This window comes from Streptomyces sp. NPDC051136, assembly GCF_044455745.1.
Taxonomy (GTDB): Bacteria; Actinomycetota; Actinomycetes; order Streptomycetales; family Streptomycetaceae; genus Streptomyces.
The window spans coordinates 1-22768 of the sequence record NZ_JBITFE010000005.1 but is presented as its reverse complement, the minus strand read 5'-3'; the positions used below and the strand labels follow the sequence as shown (position 1 = coordinate 22768).

The window sequence follows — 22768 nt, the reverse complement described above, 5'->3', positions numbered from 1 at the left end:
CGTAACTCGCTGCTAGAGCTGTTCGGGGCGGGCCTCGCCCAGGGCCAGGCGGACCAGTTCGTCCGTGCTCATCAGGTCCACGGCGCTGCCGTCGTCGCCGGTGGCGGACTCCCGCGGCTCGGTGCGCGGGGTGAGGTCTTCGCCCAGGCGCTCCGCCAGCGCGCCGGGGCTCGGGTGGTCGAAGACGAGAGTGGGGGGCAGCCGGACGCCGGTGACCGAGGTGAGCCGGTTGCGCAGTTCGAGGGCGGTCAGGGAGTCGAAGCCCATGTCCTGGAAGCGCCGGTCGGCCGGGATCCGGTCCTGGGTGACGTGTCCGAGGACGGCGGCGACCTCGGACCGTACGGCTTCGAGAATGATGTGGCGCCGTTCCGTGTGGGGTGCCGAGGCCAGCCGGTCCTGGAGTCCGTGGGCCGGGGCCGCGGCAGGAGCGGGTGCGGCGATGTCGGGCCGCAGGCCCCGCAGGACGGGCGGTGCGGTGCCGGGGTCGAGGTCGCGCAGGTCGAAGCGGCCGGGTGCGAGGACCGGCGCACCGTCGGCGAGGGCGGCGTCGAAGAGGGCGAGCCCTTCCTCGGCGGTGAGGGCGCCGACGCCGGACCTGGCCAGCCGGCGCAGGTCGGTCTCGTCCAGGCCCGCGGTCATGTCGCCTTCGCCGGCCCACAGCCCCCAGGCCAGCGACACGGTGGGCGCTCCGTCGGCGTGCCGGGCTCCGGCCAGGGCGTCGAGGTAGGCGTTGGCCGCCGCGTAGGCTCCCTGTCCGGCGGTGCCGAGGGTGGCCGCGAGGGACGAGAACAGGACGAGCGCGGTCAGGTCCAGATCGCGCGTCAGCGCGTGCAGATGGACGGCCGCGTCGGCCTTGGGGGCGAAGACCCGGTCGAGGCGGTCCGGCGTGAGGGTCTCGACGACCTGGTCCTCCAGGACTCCGGCCGCGTGCAGCACACCGGTCAGCGGCCGGTCCCGGGGGACGCCGTCGAGGACGGCGGCCAGGGCGGTCCGGTCGGCCGCGTCGCAGGCGGCGATCGTGACCTCGGCACCCAGAGCCTCCAGCAGGGCCGCGAACTCCTCGGCGCCGGGGGTGCGCGGGCCGCGGCGGCCGGTCAGCAGCAGCCTCCGTACGCCGTGGCGCTCCACGAGGTGGCGGGCGAGGAGCCGGCCGAGCGTGCCCAGGCCGCCGGTGATCAGGACGTGGCTGTGCTCGTCGAAGGGCGCCCGGCGCGAACCGGCCGGCGGGCTCGGGTGGCGGCGCAGCAGCGGCACCCGCGTGCGGCCGCGGCGCAGGGCGACCTGGGGTTCGGCCGAGGCGAGTGCGACGGCCAGGGCCCGGCGGGAGCCCGGGTGGTGGTCGGTGTCGAGCAGGGTGAACCGTCCGGGGTGCTCGGACTGCGCGGACCGGATCAGGCCCCAGACCGCGGCGCGGGCCGGGTCGGGGCGGTCGCCGCTCTCGGCGGGAACGGCACCGCTGGTGACGAGGACCAGCCGGGAGGCGGCCAGCCGCTCGTCGGAGAGCCAGCGGCCGAGCAGGTCCAGGGCGGTGTGCAGGGGTTGGGTGTCCGCCCCGGCGGGCCGCCCGGGTCGGGCGGTTCCGCCGGAGGCGAGGGAGCCACGGGATGCCGCAGTTCCGGAGTGTCCTTCCGCTCCGCCGGGTGCGGCGGAGGTGCCGGACGTGGTGGGACCGCCGTGTGGCTCGGTCGCACCGGGCAGGGGGGCGACGACGAGCGCCGGTGGCGGCGCTCCCTCGTCGAGTGAGCGGATCAGGTCGTCGAGTCCCGGATGGGCGGTGGTGCGGACGCCCGAGGCGCGGACGGCCGCGCGGATCTCCTCGGCGTCGGGCCCGAGGACCGCCCAGGGTCCCTCGGGCAGCGGTGCGTCCGGGTCCCGCTCCGTCCAGTCCACGGTGAACAGGGCCGCGCCGTCGGCGGGCCGGTCCTCGGCGCCGGTCAGCTCACGCAGGTCGAGCCGGACCACGTCGAGGACGGGGGTGCCGTCGCCGGCGGCGATCAGGAGGGAGTAGGTGTCGCCTTCCTCGCGGCGCAGACGCACGCGCAACGGGCCCTCGCCGGCCGGCCGGTGCAGGGTCAGACCGCCCCAGGCGAACGGCACCAGCAGGCGGGTGTCCGCACCGGCCGCGCCGAGCAGGGTGTGCAGCGCCGCGTCGAGGGCGGCGGGGTGCAGCGCGAAGCCCTCCGGGGCGGCGGGCGGCGTGACCTCCGCGTAGAGGTCGGTCGCGCCGCGCCACAGGGCGCGCAGGCCGCGGAAGGCGGGGCCGTAGGCGTAGCCGCGGTCGGCGAGGCGGTCGTAGAAGCCGCCCAGGGGCACGGGGGCGGCGTCCGCCGGCGGCCAGACGCCGAGCGGGGCGGCCTCGTCGCGGGCGGCGGACGCGTCCGTGCCGGTGGGGGCCAGGGTGCCGCCGGCGTGCCGGGTCCAGGGGGCCGTCGGCGTGCCGGCGGGCCGCGCGTACAGGACGAGGTCGCGGCTGCCGTCGGCGCCGGGGGCGCCGGCCATGAGCTGGAGATCCGCCGCCTCGGTCAGCGGCAGCGGCTGCTCCAGGATCAGTTCGGCCACCCGGTGGTCCCCGGTGGTCCGGCGGGCCGCGTGCAGCGCGAGGTCGGCGACGCCCGCTCCGGGCAGGCGCGGGGAGCCGGCGATCACGTGCTCGGTGAGCCAGGGCCGGGTCCGCGGATCGAGCCGCCCGGTGAACAGGGTGCCGGAGCCGTCGGCCAGTTCGACGCCGTCGTCGAGCAGGGGGTGGGTTCCGGTGAGCCGGTCCGGGGCCGGCCCGTCCGGTTCGCTCAGCCAGTACCGTTCCCACTGGTAGGCGTAGGTGGGCAGGGGCACCGTGCGGGCCCCGGGGTAGAAGCCGCGCCAGTCCACGGGGACGCCGTTGACGTGGGCGCGGGCGAGCGCGGTGGTCAGGGTGCGGGTCTCCTCGTGACCGCGGCGCAGCAGCGGGGCGGCCACCGGCACGCCGGTGTCGTCGTCCGCCAGGCTGCCGCGGACCATGGCCGTGAGCACCGGGTCGGGGCCCAGTTCGAGCCAGACGGAGGCCCCGGCGTCGACCAGGGTGCGTACGCCGTCGTGGAAGCGGACGGTGCCGCGCAGCTGACGCACCCAGTACTCCGGGTCGCCCAGCTCCTCCGCGGTCGCCACCCGGCCGGTCACGTTCGACACCAGCGCGATCCGCGGCGCACGGAACACCAGCCCCGCGACCACCTCACGGAACCGCTCCAGCACCCCGTCCATGTGCGCCGAATGAAACGCGTGCGACACCCGCAACCGCGACGCCCGACGCCCCCGCTCCTTCCACAACCCCGCCAACCGCAACGCCGCGTCCTCGTCCCCCGTCACCACCACCGCCGACGGACCGTTCACCGCAGCCACATCAAGACGCCCGCCCAACCCCGCAAGCGCCCCCCGGACCTCCTCCTCCGTCCCCTCGCACGCCACCATCGCCCCACCCGACGGCGCCTCCTGCATCAAACGACCCCGCCACGCCACCAACGCACACGCATCCGACAGATCCAGCACACCCGCCACATGCGCCGCCGCCACCTCACCCACCGAATGCCCCAGCAGATGATCCGGCACCACACCGAAGTGCTCCAGCAACCGGAACAACGCCACCTCCAGCACGAACAACACCGGCTGCGTGTACCGCGTCTCCTCCAGCAACGCCGCCCGCGCACTCCCCTCCCCCGCCAGCAGCAGATCCCGCACCGAACAACCCACCAGCGGATCGAGAACCGCACACACCTCCTCCACCGCCGCCGCGAACACCGGATACCGCTCGTACAACTCCCGGCCACACCCGGCCCGCTGACTGCCCTGCCCCGTGAACAGGAAGACCGTGTGGGAACGTCCCTCGTCCCGGCCGGTCACCACGCTGTCGGTGTCCCGGCCCCGGTGCAGGGCGTCCAGACCGGCGAGGAGTTCGTCGCGGTCGGCGGCGAGGATCACCGCGCGGTCGGTGAGGGCGGAGCGGGTGACGGCGAGGGAATAGCCGACGTCAAAGCGGCGGGGGCCGTCCTCGGCGAGTTCCGCGGCGAGCGGTGCGAGGCGGGCGGCCTGGGCGCGCAGGGCGTCCTCGCCGCGCGCCGAGACCACCCAGGGCAGCAGGCCGGGCACGTCGGACGCGCGGGGCCCGGGGTCCGCCGCGCCTTCGGGTGCCTGTTCCAGGATCACGTGGGCGTTGGTGCCGCTGACGCCGAAGGAGGAGACCCCCGTCCGGCGGGGCCGGCCCGTCTCCGGCCACGGCCGCGCCTCGGTCAGCAGCGACACCCCGCCCGCACTCCAGTCCACGTGCGAGGTCGGCTCACCCACGTGCAACGTCCGCGGAAGCACACCGTGCCGCATGGCCTGAACGGACTTGATGATCCCGCCCACACCCGCCGCCGCCTGCGCATGACCGATGTTCGACTTCAACGACCCCAGCAACAGAGGCCGTTCCGGCTCCCGGCCCTGGCCGTACGTCGCCAGCAGCGCCTGCGCCTCGATCGGATCACCCAACCGCGTACCCGTCCCGTGCGCCTCCACCGCGTCCACCTCCACCGAAGACAGACCGGCGCTGTCGAGCGCGTCACGGATCACGCGTTCCTGGGAGGGGCCGTTGGGCGCGGTGAGGCCGTTGCTGGCTCCGTCCTGGTTGATCGCGGAACCGCGCACCACCGCCAGCACCTCGTGCCCGTGGCGCCGGGCGTCGGACAGCCGCTCCAGCAGCAGCACCCCCACGCCCTCGCTCCAGGCGGTGCCGTCGGCCGTGTCGGAGAAGGCCTTGCAGCGGCCGTCGGGCGCCAGTCCCCGCTGCCGGCTGAACTCCACGAAGGTGCTGGGCGAGGCCATCACCGTGACGCCTCCGGCCAGCGCCAGTTCGCATTCGCCCGCCCGCAGCGCCTGGGCGGCCAGGTGCACGGCCACCAGGGAGGACGAGCAGGCGGTGTCCACCGTGATGGCGGGGCCCTTCAGGCCGAGCGTGTAGGAGACCCGGCCGGAGACGACGCTGGGCGAGGTGCCGACGAACCGGTAGGCCTCCACGCTGAGCGGGGTGGTGTGCAGCCGTGAGGTGTAGTCGCTGTACATGACGCCGCAGAAGACACCGGTGCGGCTGCCGTGCAGCGTCGTCGGGGCGATGCCGGCGCTCTCGACCGCCTCCCAGCTGGTCTCGAGCAGCAGCCGCTGCTGCGGGTCCATGCCGACGGCTTCCCGCGGGCTGATCCCGAAGAACTCCGCGTCGAACAGGTCGGCGTCGTACAGGAAACCGCCGTGCCGCGTGTACGACTTCCCGGGCCGCTCGGGGTCGGGGTCGTACAGGTCGTCGACGTGCCAGTCGCGGTTCTCGGGGAACGGGCCGATGGCGTCGACGCCGTCGGCGACCAGCCGCCACAGGTCCTCGGGGGTGTGGACGTCGCCCGGGTACCGGCAGGCCATGCCGACGATCACCACCGGGTCGTCCTGCTCGGAGCGGGCGGCGGGGACCGGTGCGGTGCGGGTCTCGGGCGCGGCGGGGGCCGACGCGATCCGCTCCATCAGGTGGTCGAGGAGGGCCTGCGGGGTGGGGTGGTCGAAGACCACGGTGGCCGGCAGGGTGACGCCGGTGGCCGTGCCGAGCCGTCCGCGCAGTTCGAGCGCCGACAGGGAGTCGACGCCGAGGTCGCGGAAGGCGGCGGTCAGGTCGACGCTGCGGGGGCCGGGCAGGGCGAGGACGGCGGCGACCGTGCTGCGGACCAGGTCGGTGACGGCCCGGCGCCGTTCGGCTTCCGGCAGGTTCGCGGTGCGCTGGGCCCAGGAGGCGGCGCTCTCCCCGGTCGCGGCGCGGCGGCGGGCGCGGGGGGCGAGGGCACGCAGCAGCGGGTGCGGGGCGGGGTCGGCGTCGCGCAGCGCGGTGACGTCGAGGGCGGCGGGGACCAGCAGGGGTTCGTCGGAGGAGAGCGCCGCGTCGAACAGGCGCAGGGCGTGCTCCTCGGTCAGCGGGCGTATGCCGCTGCGCTTCCAGCGGGCGGCGTCCGCGGTGTCCAGCCGGGCGGCCATGCCGCCGGCCGCGGTGTCCCACATGCCCCAGGCCAGTGAGGTCGCGGCCGTTCCCCGGGCGCGGCGGTGCTGGGCCAGGGAGTCGAGGTAGGCGTTGGCCGCGGCGTACGCGCCCTGGCCGGGGGTGCCGAGGAGTCCGGCGACGGAGGAGAAGAGGACGAACGCGGCCGGCGGCCGGTCGGCGGTGAGTTCGTGCAGATGGCGGGCGCCGTCCGCCTTGGCGGCGAGGACCCGGTCGGCGTCCTCGGGGCGCAGGTTGTCCAGGGTGGCGTCGGCGAGGATGCCCGCGGCGTGCACGACGGCCGTCAGCGGGTGGGAGGCGGGTATGTCCGCCAGGACCCCGGTGAGGCGGTCGCGGTCCGCGGTGTCGCAGGCGACGACGGTGACCTCGGCGCCCGAGTCGGCCAGTTCGGCGACGAGTTCGGCGGCGCCGGGGGCGTCCGGTCCCCGGCGGCTGGTCAGCAGCAGGTGCCGGATGCCGTGCCGGACGACCAGGTGCCGCGCGAGGCGGCGCCCGAGGCCCCCGGTGCCTCCGGTGATCAGGACGGTGCCGTCGGGGTCGAGGACGACCGGCCCGGCCGGTGCCGCTCGGCCGCGTGTCAGGCGGGGCGTCAGCATCCGGCCGTCGCGCAGGGCCAGTTCCAGGCCGTCGGCCACAGCGGTCGCCGCGGCGGTGCGCAGGTCGTCGGCGCCGGTGGTGCCGGCCTCGTGGTCGCGGCCGGTGCCGGCGTCGGTGGTGCCGGCGCCGGTGGTGCCGGCCTCGTGGTCGCGGCCGGTGCCGGCGTCGGTGTCCAGCAGTGCGAAGCGTCCGGGGTGTTCGCTCGCGGCGGTGCGCACCAGTCCGCGCACCGCGGCAGCGGGCAGGTCGTGGACGTCCTCGCCGGGGACGGCCGCGACGGCGCGGTGCGTCAGGAGCAGGTACCGGGTGGCCGCCAGCCGCTCGTCGCCGAGGCAGTGCCGGATCACGCCGAGCATGTCCCGGACGGCGGCGCGCGCCCCCGCGTCACGCTCCCGGTCCGTGCGGCAGGTGAGCACCAGCACCTCGGGAGCGGGTTCACCGGCGTCGAGGGCGGCGGTGAGGGCGTCCCGGTCCGGGTGGACGGTCTCGGTGAGACCGGGCACGGCGGCACCGAGGGCCGCCCACCGCCCGGGTGCGGTCCGGTCCGCGGGGGCAGGCAGCCACTGCCACTCCACCCGGTGCGGAACGTCGGCGGAGCCGCCCGTGTGCCCGGTGATGCGCTCGGCCGGCACCGGGCGCAGTGTCACGGAGTCGACGCTCAGCACCGGCTGTCCGGCGGGGTCGGTGGCCGTCAGGGTGAGGCCGTCACCGGTGTTCCGGGTGAGCCGGACCCTGAGCCGGGTGGCGCCCGAGGCGTGCAGGGTCACCCCGTCGTAGGCGAACGGCAGCCGGACCGTGCCCTCGTCGCCGGGTTCGGCGAGCAGCAGGGTGTGCAGGGCGGCGTCCAGGAGCGCCGGGTGCAGGCCGTACTCGGCGGCCTCGGAGTGCAGGTCCTCGGGCAGTTCCACCTCCCCGTACAGGTCGGTGCCCGACCGCCAGGCGGCGACGAGGCCCTGGAAGGCGGGGCCGTAGGCGTAGCCGCGGTCGGCGAGGCGGTCGTAGAGACCGTCGAGCGGCAGCGGGCGGGCGGCCGGGGGCGGCCAGGAGCCCTCCTCGGCGGGGGCCGTCCCGGCGCGCGGGGCGAGCACTCCCGAGGCGTGCCGGGTCCAGTCGCCCTCCTCGTGACTGGAGTGGAGTGCGACCGGCCGGCCGCCGTCACCGTCGACGGGTCCCACGGTGATCTGGAGACGGACGCCGTCGGCGGGCAGCGGCAGGGGGGCTTCGAGGACGAGTTCGCGCAGGGTGCCGCAGCCGGCGCGGTCACCTGCGGCGACGGCCAGTTCCACGAGTGCGGCGCCCGGCAGCAGTTCGGTGCCCGCGATGAGGTGCTGGGCGAGCCAGGGCCGGGTGCGCGGGGAGAGGCGGCCGGCGAACAGGAGTCCGTCGCCGTCGGCGAGGCCGGTCATCCCACCGAGCAGCGGATGCCCGGCGGGGGCGAGGCCCACGTCCGCGGCATCGCTCACGGCGGCGGCGTCGAGCCAGTACCGGCTGCGCTGGAAGGCGTAGGTGGGCAGTGCGGTCCGTCTGCCGCCGGGGAAGAGCCGCTCGGTGTCCGGCTGGACGCCGTGCAGGGCGAGCCGGGCGAGGGCGATGGTGAAGGTGCGGGTCTCCGGCCGGTCGCGGCGCAGGAGAGGGGCGAGCGCCGGGGCGTCCTCGCCGAGGCAGGCCCGGACCATGGCCGTGAGCACCGGGTCGGGGCCCAACTCCACGTACGCGGTGACGCGTCGGTCGACCAGGGTGCGTACGCCGTCGTGGAAGCGGACGGTGCCGCGCAGCTGACGCACCCAGTACTCCGGGTCGCCCAGCTCCTCCGCGGTCGCCACCCGGCCGGTCACGTTCGACACCAGCGCGATCCGCGGCGCATGGAACACCAGCCCCGCGACCACCTCGCGGAACCGCTCCAGCACCCCGTCCATGTGCGCCGAATGAAACGCGTGCGACACCCGCAACCGCGACGCCCGACGCCCCCGCTCCTTCCACAACCCCGCCAACCGCAACGCCGCGTCCTCGTCCCCCGTCACCACCACCGCCGACGGACCGTTCACCGCAGCCACGTCAAGACGCCCGCCCAACCCCGCAAGCGCCCCCCGGACCTCCTCCTCCGTCCCCTCGCACGCCACCATCGCCCCACCCGACGGCGCCTCCTGCATCAAACGACCCCGCCACGCCACCAACGCACACGCATCCGACAGATCCAGCACACCCGCCACATGCGCCGCCGCCACCTCACCCACCGAATGCCCCAGCAGATGATCCGGCACCACACCGAAGTGCTCCAGCAACCGGAACAACGCCACCTCCAGCACGAACAACACCGGCTGCGTGTACCGCGTCTCCTCCAGCAACGCCGCCCGCGCACCCCCCTCCTCCGCCAGCAGCAGATCCCGCACCGAACAACCCACCAGCGGATCGAGAACCGCACACACCTCCTCCACCGCCGCCGCGAACACCGGATACCGCTCGTACAACTCCCGGCCACACCCGGCCCGCTGACTGCCCTGCCCCGTGAACAGGAACGCGGTGCCGCCGTCGGGACACGGCGCCGGGCCCCGCAGGACGTCGGGTGACTGCTCCCCCGCGGCCAGCGCGGCAAGGCCCCGCAGGAAGCCCTCCCGGTCCTCGGCCACCACGGCGGCCGCCTCCGGGAAGCGGGTGGACGAGGTGGCGAGGGTCAGGCCGATGTCGGCCAGGGGCACGTCGGGGTGCTCGGCGACGTGGTCGCGCAGCCCGGCGGCCCGGGCGCGCAGCGCGTCCTCGCCGCGCGCGGACAGGAGCCAGGGGCCGGGCACCGCGGCGCCGGACGCGGCCGGTGTGCCGGGGGAGGGTTCCGGGGTCTCGGCGGGTTCGGGTGCCTGTTCCAGGATCACGTGGGCGTTGGTGCCGCTGATCCCGAAGGAGGAGACCCCCGTCCGGCGGGGCCGGCCCGTCTCGGGCCACGGCCGCGCCTCGGTCAGCAGCGACACCCCGCCCGCACTCCAGTCCACGTGCGAGGTCGGCTCACCCACGTGCAACGTCCGCGGAAGCACGCCGTGCCGCATGGCCTGGACGGACTTGATGATCCCGCCCACACCCGCCGCCGCCTGCGCATGACCGATGTTCGACTTCAACGACCCCAGCAGAAGCGGCCGTTCCGGCTCCCGGCCCTGCCCGTACGTCGCCAGCAGCGCCTGCGCCTCGATCGGATCACCCAACCGCGTCCCCGTCCCGTGCGCCTCCACCGCGTCCACCTCCACCGAAGACAGACCGGCGTCCGCGAGGGCCGAGCGGATGACCTGCTCCTGCGCCGGACCGCTGGGCGCGGCCAGGCCGTTGCTGGCCCCGTCCTGGTTGATCGCGGAACCGCGCACCACCGCCAGCACCTCGTGCCCGTGCCGCCGCGCGTCCGACAGCCGCTCCAGCAGCAGCACCCCCACGCCCTCGGCCCACCCGGTGCCGTCGGCCGTGTCGGAGAAGGCCTTGCAGCGGCCGTCGGGCGCCAGCCCCCGCTGCCGGCTGAACTCCACGAACAGTCCGGGGCTCGACATCACCGTCACCCCGCCGGCCAGCGCCAGGTCGCAGTCGCCCTGGCGCAGCGCCCTGGCCGCCAGGTGCACGGCCACCAGGGAGGACGAGCAGGCGGTGTCCACCGTGATGGCGGGGCCGGCCAGACCGTAGGTGTAGGCGACCCGGCCGGAGAGCACACTGGTGAAGTTGCCGGTGAGCAGGTAGCCGCCTGCCGTGTCGTCCGCCTCGTGCAGGCGGGGGCCGTAGTCCTGGCCGATGGCTCCCAGGTAGACGCCGGTGTTGCTGCCGTGCAGGTCCGCCGTGCTCACCCCGGCCCGTTCCAGGGTCTCCCAGACGGTCTCGAGGACGAGCCGCTGCTGCGGGTCCATGCCGACGGCTTCCCGCGGGCTGATCCCGAAGAACTCCGCGTCGAACAGGTCGGCGTCGTACAGGAAACCGCCCTGCCGGGTGTACGACTTCCCGGCCCGTCCGGGCTCGGGGTCGAAAAGGGTGTCCAGGTGCCAGCCGCGGTTGCCGGGGAAGTCGGAGACCACGTCCTTCTCGTCCACGACGAGCCGCCACAGGTCGTCGGGGCTGTTCGCTCCGCCGGGGAAGCGGCAGGCCATGGAGACGACGACCACCGGGTCGTCGGTGCCGGCGGAGCGGCGGGCGGCGGGCGCGGCGTGCGGGTCGGCACCGGTGAGCAGGCCGGCGAGGTGATCGGCGAGCCGCTGCGGGGTGGGGTGGTCGAACAGCACGGTCACCGGCAGGCGCAGGCCGGTGGCCGCGACCAGCCGGTTGCGCAGTTCGACCGCCATGACCGAGTCGAGGCCCAGGCCGCGGAAGGCGCCCGTGGCGTCCACGTCGGTGTCCGCGCCGAGGCCGAGTGCCAGGGCCGCCTCGGCGCGGATCAGTTCCAGCATCCGGTGGGCCGTCTCCTCCCGGTCCGCGCCGTCCGGCCGCCCGGCCGGGGCGGGGCCGGCGGGGGCCGGGTCCGGCACGTCGCGGGGCACGTCGGCGGGGACGGTGCCGGGCCCGTACGCGGGCCGCCAGTCCACGGGGACGCCCGCGGTGTGCAGGCGTCCCAGTGACGTCAGGAAGCGGGTGGCACCGTCCTGGTTGCGGCGCAGGGTCTCCGACACGACGGCGGGCGACGCGACGTCGTCCAGAGTCTGCTGGAGCGCCATGGTGAGGACCGGGTGGGGGCTCACCTCGACGAAGGCGTCGTGGTCGGCGAGTCCGCGGACGACCGGGGCGAGCTGGACGGTGCCGCGCAGGTTGGCGTACCAGTAGTCGGCGTTCAGGGCGGAGGTGTCCAGGACCGTGCGGGTCAGGGTGGAGTGGAAGGGCACGCTCGACGTACGCGGCCGCACCGGCGCCAGCCCGGCGAGGATCTCCTCGCGCATGAGCTCGACGAGCGGGGAGTGGGCGGCCACGTTGACCGGGATGCGCTTCGCGTCGATGCCGTCGGCGGCGAACTCCTCCAGCAGCAGGTCGACGGCCTCGGGATCCGCGGAGAGCACGACCGATGCCGGGCCGTTGACCGCGGCGACGGCGACCCGGTCGCCCCAGGCGGCCAGCCCGGGCTCCAGGTCGGTCACGGCCGCGGAGACGGACAGCATGCCGCCCCGCCCGGCCAGGCGCGCCTGGGCCTTGCTCCACAGCGAGACGACGCGTGCGCCGTCCGCCAGGCTCAGGGCGCCGGAGACCACCGCGGCGGCGATCTCGCCGTTGCTGTGCCCCACGACGGCCGAGGGGCGCACACCGAACGAGGCCCACAGGTCCGACAGGGCCACCATCGTGGCGAACAGCGCGGGCTGTACGACGTCGTCCCGGTCCAGGGAGGCGGCGCCGGGCGCGCCGCGCAGCACCTCGTGCAGGGACCAGTCGACGAAGGGTGCGAGGGCGTCGGCGCAGGCGTCGACGGAGGCCCGGAACACGTCCGAGGTCTCCAGGAGTCCGGCGGCCATGCCGGCCCACTGGGAGCCCTGGCCGGGGAAGACGAACACGGTCCGCTCGCGGCTTTCGGCGACCGCGTCGATCCGGGTGGTGCTGCGTCGTCCTTCGGCGAGCGTGCGCAGTTCGTCGTCGAGCCGCTCGTGTGTGTCGGCGAGGACGACGGAGCGGAACGGCCCGTCGGCGCCGGCGTCCGCCATGGCCAGTCCGAGGGCGGGCAGCGGCGGACGATGCGCGTCGGCGTGCGTGCGCAGCCGCGCCGCACGCTCCCCCACGGCGGCACGATCGGCGCCGGACAGCGGCACCGGCACCGTCGTGCCGCGGAAGGCGGGGGCGGCCACCGGCGCGGCGAGGAAGGCCGTCAGGTCCTCGGCGGTGCGCAGGGTGGCACGGGCGCGGTGGCCGAAGGCCTCGGCCCGGTCGGCCGGGCACAGCATCAGGGCGGTGGCGCCGGCGGGTCCGTGGGGGTCCGGAGCGAGCAGGACCAGGACGGTACGGACGGCGCCGGTGTCCAGGGTCGCGGCCGCGAGGTCCACGGCCTGCCGAACCCGACCACCGGGCACGGTGTGTACGGGGCCGCGCAGGGCGAGGGTGTCGGCGGTCTCCCGGGCGAGGGCCTGCCGGTCGTCTGCGCCGCCCGCCAGGACGAGCCCCACCGGCTCGTCGGCGGCCCGTCCGGCATCGGCGAGGGCCGCCCGGCCCAGACCGCTCAGGCGGTCCCGTGACGCGGCCGGCTCGTCGGCGGTCACGCGTTCGGCGGCCGGCTCCTCGGCAGCCGGGTGTTCCGTGTCCGCGGACGGAGGCGGGGCGGTGCGGGAGCGGCGGAGGGGCTCGGTGAAGGCCGTGCCGACGACGTCGAGCGGCGTCCAGGCGGACCCGGCCTCGGTGCGTGCGTGCTCTGCGGACACGTGTTTCTCGCTTCGGGTCTGGGCACGTGCCTGGGGGGCGGCACGTCCGGCTGGCGTGGGTGACGGCGGCGCTCGGCGGGGGTTACCAGTCGACGAGGAGGCGGGCCAGCCCGCGGGTCGCCAGCCCGTCCTTCCAGATCACGGGGGTGTCGACGGCCGCGAACCGCAGGGTGGGGAAGCGGTGCAGCAGCCGTTCGAGGACGGCGCGGACCTGGAGCCGGGCCAGCGGGGCCCCCAGGCAGCGGTGCACGCCGTGGCCGAAGGTCAGGTGGACCCCGTCCTGGCCGGCCAGGGCGAGGGACTCCGGTTCGGCGAAGACCTTGGCGTCGCGGTTGCCGTGCAGCAGCGCGACCATGACGGCCTCGCCGGCCTGGACCGTGACGGTGCCCAGCCGCACCGGCTGGAGGGCGACCCGGGGGAAGGCCAGGGGGGTGGCCGGGTTGACGCGCAGCAGTTCCTCCACGGCCGGCGCGATCGCTTCGGGCCGTGCGACGAGTTCGCGGTGCGTGACGGGGTCCGACAGCAGCGACAGGACCGACAGGCCGAGCTGTCCGACCGTGGTCTCGTAACCGGCCATCAGCAGCGTGAGGCCGAGGGTGAGCAGTTCGCTCATGGTGAGGTCACCGCGGTCGTGGGCTTCGATGAGGCTGGAGAGCAGGTCGTCCTGAGGCTGCCGCCGCTTGTGTCCGACCAGATCGGTGATGTACGCGGCGAGTTCGACGCGCCGGCGCGCCTTCTCCCGCGGCTCGCTCGCCGAGATGTCGAAGAGGACCTCGACCCAGTCCCGGAAGCGGGCGCTGTCCTCGGGCGGGATGCCGAGCACCGAGCACAGTACGGCCAGCGGAAGCGGCGCGGCGAGGTGCTCGACGAGGTCGGCGCCCGGTCCGTGCGCGGCGATCGCGTCGAGGTGCCGGTCGGCCAGTTCTCCCACGAAGGGGCCCATGGCGGCGATCCGGCCGGTGGAGAAGGCCCCGCTGACGATGCGGCGCAGCCGGGTGTGGCGGTCGCCGTCCATGCTCATCATCGAGTCGGGGGTCGGCTGGGCGTCGTTGAACTTCGGTGCCTCGGGTGCGAGGGCGCCGGCCCGGCTGAACCGCTTGTCGGTCAGCACCGCGCGCCCCAGCGCGTAGTCGCGCACCAGCCACATCTTGTCGCCCGCGGGCGTGACGATGCGGGTGACGTCCTCGGTTCCCTCCAGCAGGAAGTCCGGAAGCGGTCCCAGCTGACCAGCCGTGTACTGACTCATTCGTTCTCTCCCCCAGCTCGTCGGCGTCAGTCGCCCAGGACCCGGCGTCCGACCTCGTGGAGGAGGTCGGTCCGCCGGTTGAACGCGATGCGTACGTACTGCTCGCCGCGGGCGGGGTCGGCGAAGAAGGAAGCCCCGGGCACGATCAGCACCCCGGCCTCGTCGAGGAGTTCGAGGACGAACCGCCGGCCGTCGTGGCGGCCGCCGGTGAGGTTGCCGACGTCCGCGAAGAGGAAGCAGCCGCCTTCGGACGGGGCGAACTTCATGCCCTTGCGGGAGAAGATCTCCTGGGCCAGGTCCCGGCGCGCTTCCATCTCCCGGGACGCGGTGTCCGTGTCGACGCTGAACGCGGCCATGCCCACGGCGACCTGGAGCGGCGTGGCGGCACCGTTGGTGGTGACCTCGTGGACGCGCCGGAGCACCTCGGTGCGGGCTGCGTCGGCGCGCAGGAAGCCCAGGCGCCAGCCGCTGATGGCGTGGCTCTTGGAGAGGGAGCCGACCACGATGCTCCGCTCGGCGAGGCCGGGGACCTCCGTGACAGACAGGTGGGGCCTGCCGTCGAAGACGAAGGCGCTGTACACCTCGTCGCAGATCACCGTGGCGTCCCAACGCTCGCACAGCGCCGCGATCTCGTCCAGCTCGGTGCGGTCCAGTACCCGGCCGGTGGGATTGGCCGGTGAGTTGAGCAGGACGGCCCGGGTGCGGGGGCCGAAGGCGGCAGCCAGGTCGGCCGGGTCGTGGCGCCAGGAGGGCGGCTGGCACGGCACGAAACGGGGCACCGCGCCGGCCAGCGCGATCGCGGCGGTGAACTGCTCGTACCCCGGGTCGAGGAGGACGACCTCGTCGCCCGGGTCGACGGTGGCGAGCAGGGCGACGCACAGCGCCTCGGTGGCGCCGACGGTCACGGTCAGCTCGGTGGCCGGGTCGGTCGGTGTGGTGAGGGTCCGCGCGATCCGTTCGCGCAGCGGCAGGTCGCCGGAGGGGTGGTCGTACTGGTTGCGGCCGCTCCGTGTGGCCTCGGCCGCGGCGTCGATGATCTCGGGGGCCGGCTCGGGATAGCCCGGGGTACCGACCGCCAGGTCGATGGCGCCGCGTTCCCGCGCGAGCAGGAAGAGTTCTCCCAGGCTGTTGCCCCGCAGCAGCGCGGCCCTGGACGAGATACGGGGCCGGCGGGTGATGGAATGCGCCATTTTCCCTTCTCCTGCACGCTGGTTGTTCACGAGGTCGGAATACGCCCGGGACATTTCTGGAACCGGGCGGGAGGAGTGCGTTGAATGGTCCACGGAAGAGGTTCTGAAGCTCCTCCGAATGAACGGCCGGGGTGCGGGGCGGCACCTTTTGAAATTCAGGACCGCCGTGAATGTCGGCGTGCGCTCCCCGGTTCTGGTGAATCCTTCTCCGCCGGTCGTCGCCCGAGTGGATTCGGCCGCTTCCGAACATACCTCCCGACCGGCGGCCGGTGAACCGGGAAACAGCGTGTGCGGGGGCGGGGCGCTCGGCAGCCCGCCCCCGTCCCGCCGACAGGACGGCGGGGCTCCACGCCCGGGGTGTGTCAGTCGCGCAGTTCCAGGGTGCAGCACTTCACGCTGCCGCCGGCCTTGAGGAGTTCGCTCAGGTCGACGCCGACCGGCTCGTAGCCGCGCTCGCGCAGGCGGTCGGCGAGACGGGCGGCCTGACGCGGCATGAAGACACGCCGGCCGTCGGAGAGGGCGTTGAGCCCGAAGACCTCCGCGTCCTCGGGCTCGGCGAGGACGGCGTCCGGGAACCGCTCGGCGAGGACCGCGCGGCTGCTGGCGGAGAACGCCTCCGGGTAGTACATGACCTCGCCGTCCCCGAGCACCGAAAGCGCCGTGTCCAGGTGGTAGAAGCGCGGGTTGACCAGCATCAGCGACACGACCTCGCGGCCGAAGAACTCACGCGCCTCGTCGTGGGCCCGCACGTCGCTGCGGAAGCCGGAGCCCGCCAGGAGCACGTCCCCGGCGCACAGGAAGTCGCCCTCGCCCTCGTTGACGTACCGGGCCTGCTCGACCTCGCTCCAGCCGCGCGAGCGGAACCAGTCGAGGTACTCCTGGGCCTCGTCGGCCCGCTGCTCGTGCCGGAACCGGGCGACGAGCACCTTGCCGTCGACGACGGTCGCGCCGTTGGCGGCGAACACCATGTCGGGCAGGCCCGCCACGGGTTCGATGAGCTGCACGTCGTGCCCGAGCGTGACGAACGTGTCGTGCAGCTGCTTCCACTGCTCGACGCCCACCTGGGCCGAACTGGGCTTGCCGGGCTCCATCCACGGGTTGATGGAGTAGGTGACGTCGAAGTACGTCGGACGGCACATGAGATAGCGCCGCGTGGTGGCCGCCTTGCCGCCGGGCACCGCCGTCTTTCCTTCTGACACGATTACTCCTTCGGTTGGCCAGATTGTGTCTGGTCTCGGATGCCGACACCGGTTTCACGCGGGTATCGGGTCGTCGAGGAAGCGTGTCCCGTCGACGGGACACGGTGGGCCGGAACGGGGCCTCCGGGTCAAGGGTTGCCTGGCCGTTCGGACTCTGCCGTCCTGGCGCCGGAGCGACGATAGCCGGAATGGCGCACCGCATCGTAGTGTGCTCGACATCGCAATTCGCGAGTCCGCCGGTCGACGCGGTCCCGTGAAAGCGATGACACGTCCTCGCTTCTTTCGGGCCGCCGTCCGGGAATCGTCCGACACCGTCTACGGAATCACTTCGCACCCAGAAGGGAAAGCCGTGTCCCCTCCTCTTCCCGTGGAATTGCGTGCCGAGCGAGTGAGCAACGCCGTCGGCGGCCGCACCGCGTCGCGCCGGGAGGGCCCGCCGGTGCGGGTCGCGCCGCCGGACCCGCGGACGCCGTCGGACCGGCCTGGCGTGGCCGGTCCGTCCTGATGACCGACGCCGCCCGTCCGCCGGCCGGCAAGGACGGCCGCGCCGCACGCCGCCGGTGCCCCGGGCCGGCCCGGCGAGGGCGTCACCTCGTCCGGCTGCCCGTCCGTATCCGAACCACCCACCCACCGAAGGGCTCCCTGACATGACAGAGCAGAACGCGCCGGTCGAGGACCGGATCCCGTTCACCCGGCAGTGCCCGTTCTCGCCGCCCGAGGCCTACGACCGGCTGCGGCAGCAGGAACCGGTCGCCCGGGTCCAGCTGCCCAACAACGACGAGGTCTGGGCGCTGACCCGCTACGAGGACGTGCGGGCCATGCTCGGCGACCCGAGGTTCAGTTCGGACAACCGGCAGCCCGGCTACCCGCTGTTCAGCCTGGAGAAGCCGACCGAGCAGCCGATCCAGACGATGATCAACCTGGACCCGCCGGCGCACGGTGAGGTCCGCCGCAAGGTGATCACCGAGTACACCGCCAAGCGCATCAAGGAGCTGCGGCCCACCGTCCAGCGGATCGTGGACGAGCGGCTGGACGCCGTCCTGGCCGGCCCGCAGCCCGCCGACCTGGTGGCCGAACTGGCCGTGCAGGTGCCCGCGCTGGTGATGTGCGAGCAGCTCGGCGTGCCGCTCGGCGACCACCAGTTCTTCCTGTCCCAGAGCACGCGCCTGGTCAGCATCACCACGTCGGAGAGCGAGCGCGACGAAGCGTTCGGCGCGCTCGCCGGGTACCTGATGAACCTGATCGCGCAGAAGGAGGAGGAGCCCGGCGACGATCTGCTGAGCCGGCAGATAGCCAAGGGCCGGGAGAGCGGTGACTACGACCGCATGTCCCTGATGGGCCTGGCCTTCCTCCTGCTGGTGGCCGGCCACGAGACGTCCGCCAGCACCATCTCGCTCGGCATCGCGCTGCTGCTTCGTCACCCGGAGCAGATGGAGCGCGTCCGGGCGGACCCCTCGCTCACGCCGGGGTTGGTCGAGGAGGTGCTGCGGTACTTCACCGTGTCGGAACTCGCGATGGTCCGGGTCGCGGCCGAGGACATCGAGATCGGCGGCAAGACGATCGCCGCGGGCGAGGGCGTGGTGGGCTTCGGTCTCGCCGCCAACCACGACCCGTCGGTGTTCGAGGACCCCGGCACGTTCGACATCGACCGGACGGCCCGCAACCACCTCGCGTTCGGGCACGGCCCGCACCAGTGCCTCGGCCAGAGCCTGGCCCGGCTGGAGTTCCAGGTGGTCTTCGACTCGCTGCTCGCCCGGATGCCCGGCCTGAAGGCGGCCGTGCCGCTGGAGGAGCTGCGCTTCAAGGGCGACCAGGGCGTGTACGGACTGTCCGAACTGCCCGTGGTCTGGTGACGAACCGGTGAGGACGCCCCCGCAGGGGGCAGCGACGTGAACGGGGCGCGGCCGTGGCCGCGCCCCGTTCACGTGCCTCCGGGCCGGCCTCCGCCGTCCGGTCCGCGCACCCGCCGTCCGGTCCGCGCGGCGGCCGCGCGGTGGGCACCGCGCGTCCGCCGCGTCGCCGTCAGCCGCCGGCGAGCTTGCGGTTGATGATCCGTGCGATCTCGGCGGCCGGCCCCGGGTCGCACATCTGCGGGTGGCCGGTCTCGATGTCGTACGAGTCGACGGTGCCGCCGACGTGGGGCGCCCAGTGTCCGGCGTCCCCGGCGTACAGGTCGTGCGGGTTCTGCGTGGCGTGGAAGAACACCGCGTCCCCCGCGTAGTGCGGGGAGGTGAACTTCTGGAGGATCGCCACGTGGTTCATGAGGGCGAGGGCCGAGTTCTCGAGGACGCGCCGGTACTCGTCCGCGCCCATCATGTGCCCGATGTAGTCCTCCAGGATGTGTTCGACGTCCTGCTGCGGCAGCATCTCGGCGTCGTCGAAGTAGTCGGCGGGCGCGCAGTCGAGCAGACCGAGCAGGCCGACCTCGTGACCGCGGCGGGCGAGTTCGGTGGCGACGGCGTGGGCCGCGGTGCCGCCGAAGGACCAGCCGAGGACGTGGTACGGCCCTTCGGGCTGGATCTCCCGCATCCGCCGGATGCAGTCGTCGACCACGTCCTCGACCGTCTCGGGGGCGGCCTCGCCGCCGAACACCTGCGCCTGGAAGGCGTACACCGGGCGGTCGGTGATGTGCGGGGCGAAGCTGAGGTACGACCAGCTCAGACCGAAGCCGGGCTGGATGAACCACAAGGGCTCGCGGTCGCCGCCGGAGCGGATGGTCAGCACGCGGGCGTACGGGTCCTCGAAGGCCGGGGCGCCGTCCTCGCCGAGCCGGACGGCGAGTTCGGCCACCGTCGGGTACTGGAACAGCGTCCGTATGGGCAGCTCGGTGCCCAGGGCGTCACCGATCCGGCCGGTCAGCTGGGTGGCCAGCAGGGAGTGGCCGCCCAGGGCGAAGAAGTTGTCGTCGACGCCGACCCGGTCGAGGCCGAGCACCTCGGCGAACAGCCCGGCCAGCAGCTGCTCCTCGTCCGTCTCCGGTGCCCGGTACGCCTCACCGGTGTAGGCCGGTTCGGGGAGCGAGGAGCGGTCCAGTTTGCCGTTCGGCATCAGCGGCAGCCGGTCCAGCGGGACGACGGCGGCCGGGACCATGTACGACGGCAGGCGCTCGGCCGCGTACCGGCGCAGTTCACCCGCGTCCGGCGCGGGTCGGTCCGCCTCGGGGACGACGTAGGCGAGGAGCCGGTCGCCGCGCGGATGGACCACGGCCCGTCCGACGTCGGGGTGGCCGGCGAGGGCAGCCTCGATCTCACCGGGTTCGACACGGAAACCGCGGACCTTCACCTGCGCGTCGGCGCGTCCGGCGTACGCGAGCTGTCCGTCGGGCGTCCACCGGGCGAGGTCGCCGGTGCGGTACATGCGCTCGCCCGCGGGCCCGAACGGGTCGGCGACGAAACGCTCCGCGGTCAGGCCCGGCCGGCCGTGGTAGCCGCGTCCGACGAGCCCGCCGACGTACAGCTCGCCGACGGCGCCGGGCGGGACCGGGGTGAGCGCGGGACCGAGGACGTACGCCCGCATGTTGCCCAGCGGGGCGCCGATGGGGGCGCTGTCGGCGCCGTCCCAGTCGTCGTCGGCGGCGAGCGTCCAGAGGCTGGCGTAGAAGCTCTCGCTCTGTCCGTAGCCGTTGACGACGCGGGCTCCCGGCATGGTGCTGCGGATGCGCTCCACCAGGCTGCCGGGCAGTGCCTCGCCGGCGAGCACCACCGTGTCCGCGTGGACCTTCCCGGCGATCCGCTCCACGAGTTCGGCGAAGGCGGACGGCACGGCGCTGATCACCCCGCCGTTCCAGCCGCCCCGCTCGCCCAGTTCGAGCACGTCGCGGACGATCTCGACGGTGCCTCCGGAGCACAGCGTGGTGAAGATCTCGAAGACCGACACATCGAAGTTGACCGAGGTGCCCGCGAGTGTCCGGACGCCCGGCGGCACACCCAGCGCCGCCATGAGTCCGGCCAGGCCGTTGGTGACCCCGCGGTGGGTGATCCCCACTCCCTTGGGGACGCCGGAGGAGCCCGAGGTGTACATCACGTACGCCAGGTTGTCCGGGAGCGGCGCCCGCCGGGGGCGGGCCGGCGGGGCCGCGGACGCGTCGAGGGTGTCCAGGCGGAGCGTGGGGACCTGGCCCAGGGGCAGTTGCCCGGCGGTGTCGGTGTCGGTGAGGACGAGCAGCGGCCGGGCCTGCTCCAGCACCAGTTCCAGCCGGTGGCTGGGGTAGGCGGGGTCCATGGGCAGATAGGCCGCTCCGGCCCTGAGGATGCCGAGCAGTGCCGCGACCAGGTCCGGCGTCCGGGGCAGGGCGAGACCCACCACGGACTCGGGACCGGCGCCCCGCCGGACCAGCTCGTCCGCCACCTCGTCGGCGCGTCGGCCGAGTTCGCGATACGTCCATGACGTCCCGCCGCTCTCGACCGCGATCGCCTCCGGGGTCCGTGCCGCCTGCCGCTCGAACAGCTCGGGGACGGTGAGGTCCGGCACCTCGGTGCCGGTGGCCGTCAACTCCTCCAGCAGCCAACTGCGTTCGGAGTCGCCGAGAGTGTCGATCATGTCGACGGGGCGGTCGGGGTCTGCCACCAGGGCCCGCAGGACACGCAGCAGCCGGTCGCCGACGCGGGCCACCGTCTCGTGCCGGAACAGCTCCGTACGGTAGTCCAGGCCCAGCTGGAGATGGGGCGCGGTCACGGCCATCACGGTCAGCGGGTAGTGCGTGCCGGAGAAGGGCCGGACGCCGGTGCACACCAGGCCCGCGGCGTCGCCGGCCTCGGCGATGCCGACGCGGTCCATCGGATAGGACTCGAAGACGACGAGGGTGTCGAAGAGGGCCGGGAGCCCGGTGCGCTGCTGGATGTCGGTGAGCCCGTGGTGATGGTGGTCGAGCAGCGCGGTCTGCCGGTCCTGGAGCCGCCTCAGCAGGTCGTGGGCGGTCTCGCCGGTGGTGTGGTGCACGCGGACGGGCAGGGTGTTGATGAACATGCCGATCATGGCGTCGGCGCCGGGCACCTCGGGCGGCCGTCCGGAGACGGTGGCGCCGAACAGCACGTCCTGCCGTCCCGTCAGCTGGCCGAGCACCAGGGCCCAGGCGCCCTGCACCAGGGTGTTGACGGTGACGCCCAGTTCGGCGGCCCGGCGGGTCAGCTCCCGGGTCTCCTCGGCGCCGAGTGCGATCTCGACGTGCCCGAGCCCTGCGGTGGTGGTCTGCGGCACGTCGGGCAGGGCCGGTTCGAGGAGGGTCGGTTCCTCGACCCCGTCGAGTTCCGCGGCCCAGGCGTCGGCCGCGGCGGCCCGGTCCTGCCGGGTCAGCCAGGCCAGGAAGTCCCGGTATCCGGCGACGGCGGGCAGGGCCGACTGCTCGCCCGAGGACGCGTAGAGCCGCAGCAGGTCCTGCATCAGCAGGGGGCCCGACCAGCCGTCGAAGAGGACGTGGTGCGCGGTCAGCATGAGTTCGCTGCGCTCGTCGGTCAGGCGGACGAGCGCCAGCCGGAGCAGGGGCGGAGCGGCCGGGTCGAAGTGGACGGTGTGGTCGCGGGCGAGGAAGGACTCCAGCTCCGCCTCCCTGTCCGCCTCGGAGAACCGGCGCAGATCCACTTCCTGCCAGGGCAGCTCCACCTCGTCGAGCACCAGTTGGACCAGTCCCTCGCTGGCGGAGACGAACGCGGTGCGCAGGTTGGCGTGCCGGTCCAGCAGCGCCTGGCCCGCCTTGCGCATCCGCTCGCCGTCCACCCGCCCGGACAGGTGGAAGACCAACTGCATCTGGTAGGCGTCCATGCCGGAGTCGTCGCCGTCGACGAGGGTGTGGAAGAGCAGGCCGAACTGGAGCGGGGTGAGCGGCCAGGCGTCGGACAGGCCGGGGTAGCGCTCCTCCCACCGTTCGATCTCGCTCTGGCCGGCGGTCACCAGCGGCAGGTCGGAGGGGGTCAGCCCGCCCGCTCCTGGCCGCACGGCATGCGCGGCCAGCGCACCCAGCGCCTCCTGCCACAACTCGGTCAGCCCGGCCACGTCCGTCTCGTCGAACACACCCGGGGCGTAGGAGAACGTCGTCTCCAGCACCGGGCCGTCCGGGCCGTCGGTGACGTAGGCGCCGATCTCCAGCGGGGACAGGGCCGGCATGCCCGTGTCGAGTCCGGCTTCGATCTCGTCGAACTCACCGACCTGCGTCC

6 protein-coding genes are annotated in these 22768 nt (G+C 74.2%); 1 reads left to right on the top strand and 5 read right to left on the bottom strand.

The window, feature by feature from the left end:
* Positions 1-12: 12 nt before the first annotated feature.
* From ACIBCJ_RS15415 to ddaH, 4 genes are all read right to left on the bottom strand, one after another.
* On the bottom strand, positions 13-12984 hold the full coding sequence (locus ACIBCJ_RS15415) for an SDR family NAD(P)-dependent oxidoreductase (RefSeq protein ID WP_365981524.1): 12972 nt from the start codon (positions 12982-12984) through the stop codon (positions 13-15).
* 82 nt (positions 12985-13066) lie between these two features.
* On the bottom strand, positions 13067-14230 hold the full coding sequence (locus ACIBCJ_RS15410) for a cytochrome P450 (RefSeq protein WP_362103177.1): 1164 nt from the start codon (positions 14228-14230) through the stop codon (positions 13067-13069).
* A gap of 26 nt (positions 14231-14256) precedes the next feature.
* A complete protein-coding gene (locus ACIBCJ_RS15405) occupies positions 14257-15420 on the bottom strand; it encodes a pyridoxal phosphate-dependent aminotransferase (RefSeq protein ID WP_362103178.1) in 1164 nt (387 codons plus the stop codon).
* A 362-nt stretch (positions 15421-15782) separates the two neighbouring features.
* The gene (ddaH, locus tag ACIBCJ_RS15400; protein WP_362103179.1) at positions 15783-16619 is read right to left on the bottom strand and encodes a dimethylargininase; all 837 of its coding nucleotides are present in this window, start codon (positions 16617-16619) and stop codon (positions 15783-15785) included.
* A gap of 647 nt (positions 16620-17266) precedes the next feature.
* On the opposite strand from ddaH, the gene ACIBCJ_RS15395 reads away from it, so the two are divergent.
* Positions 17267-18472, top strand: a complete 1206-nt coding sequence (locus tag ACIBCJ_RS15395; RefSeq protein ID WP_362514262.1) for a cytochrome P450 — start codon at positions 17267-17269, stop codon at positions 18470-18472.
* Between the two features lie 169 nt (positions 18473-18641).
* Here the strand turns inward: ACIBCJ_RS15395 and ACIBCJ_RS15390 are convergent.
* Positions 18642-22768: amino acid adenylation domain-containing protein (locus ACIBCJ_RS15390; RefSeq protein WP_365981525.1), on the bottom strand; the 4127-nt coding region annotated here is incomplete at its 5' end.

Excerpts from the sequence above, each read along its gene's own strand:
- ACIBCJ_RS15410 (WP_362103177.1), bottom strand. The coding sequence starts at position 14,230 with ATGAGTCAGTACACGGCTGGTCAGCTGGGACCGCTTCCGGACTTCCTG.
- ACIBCJ_RS15405 (WP_362103178.1), bottom strand. The coding sequence starts at position 15,420 with ATGGCGCATTCCATCACCCGCCGGCCCCGTATCTCGTCCAGGGCCGCG.
- ACIBCJ_RS15395 (WP_362514262.1), top strand. The coding sequence starts at position 17,267 with ATGACAGAGCAGAACGCGCCGGTCGAGGACCGGATCCCGTTCACCCGG.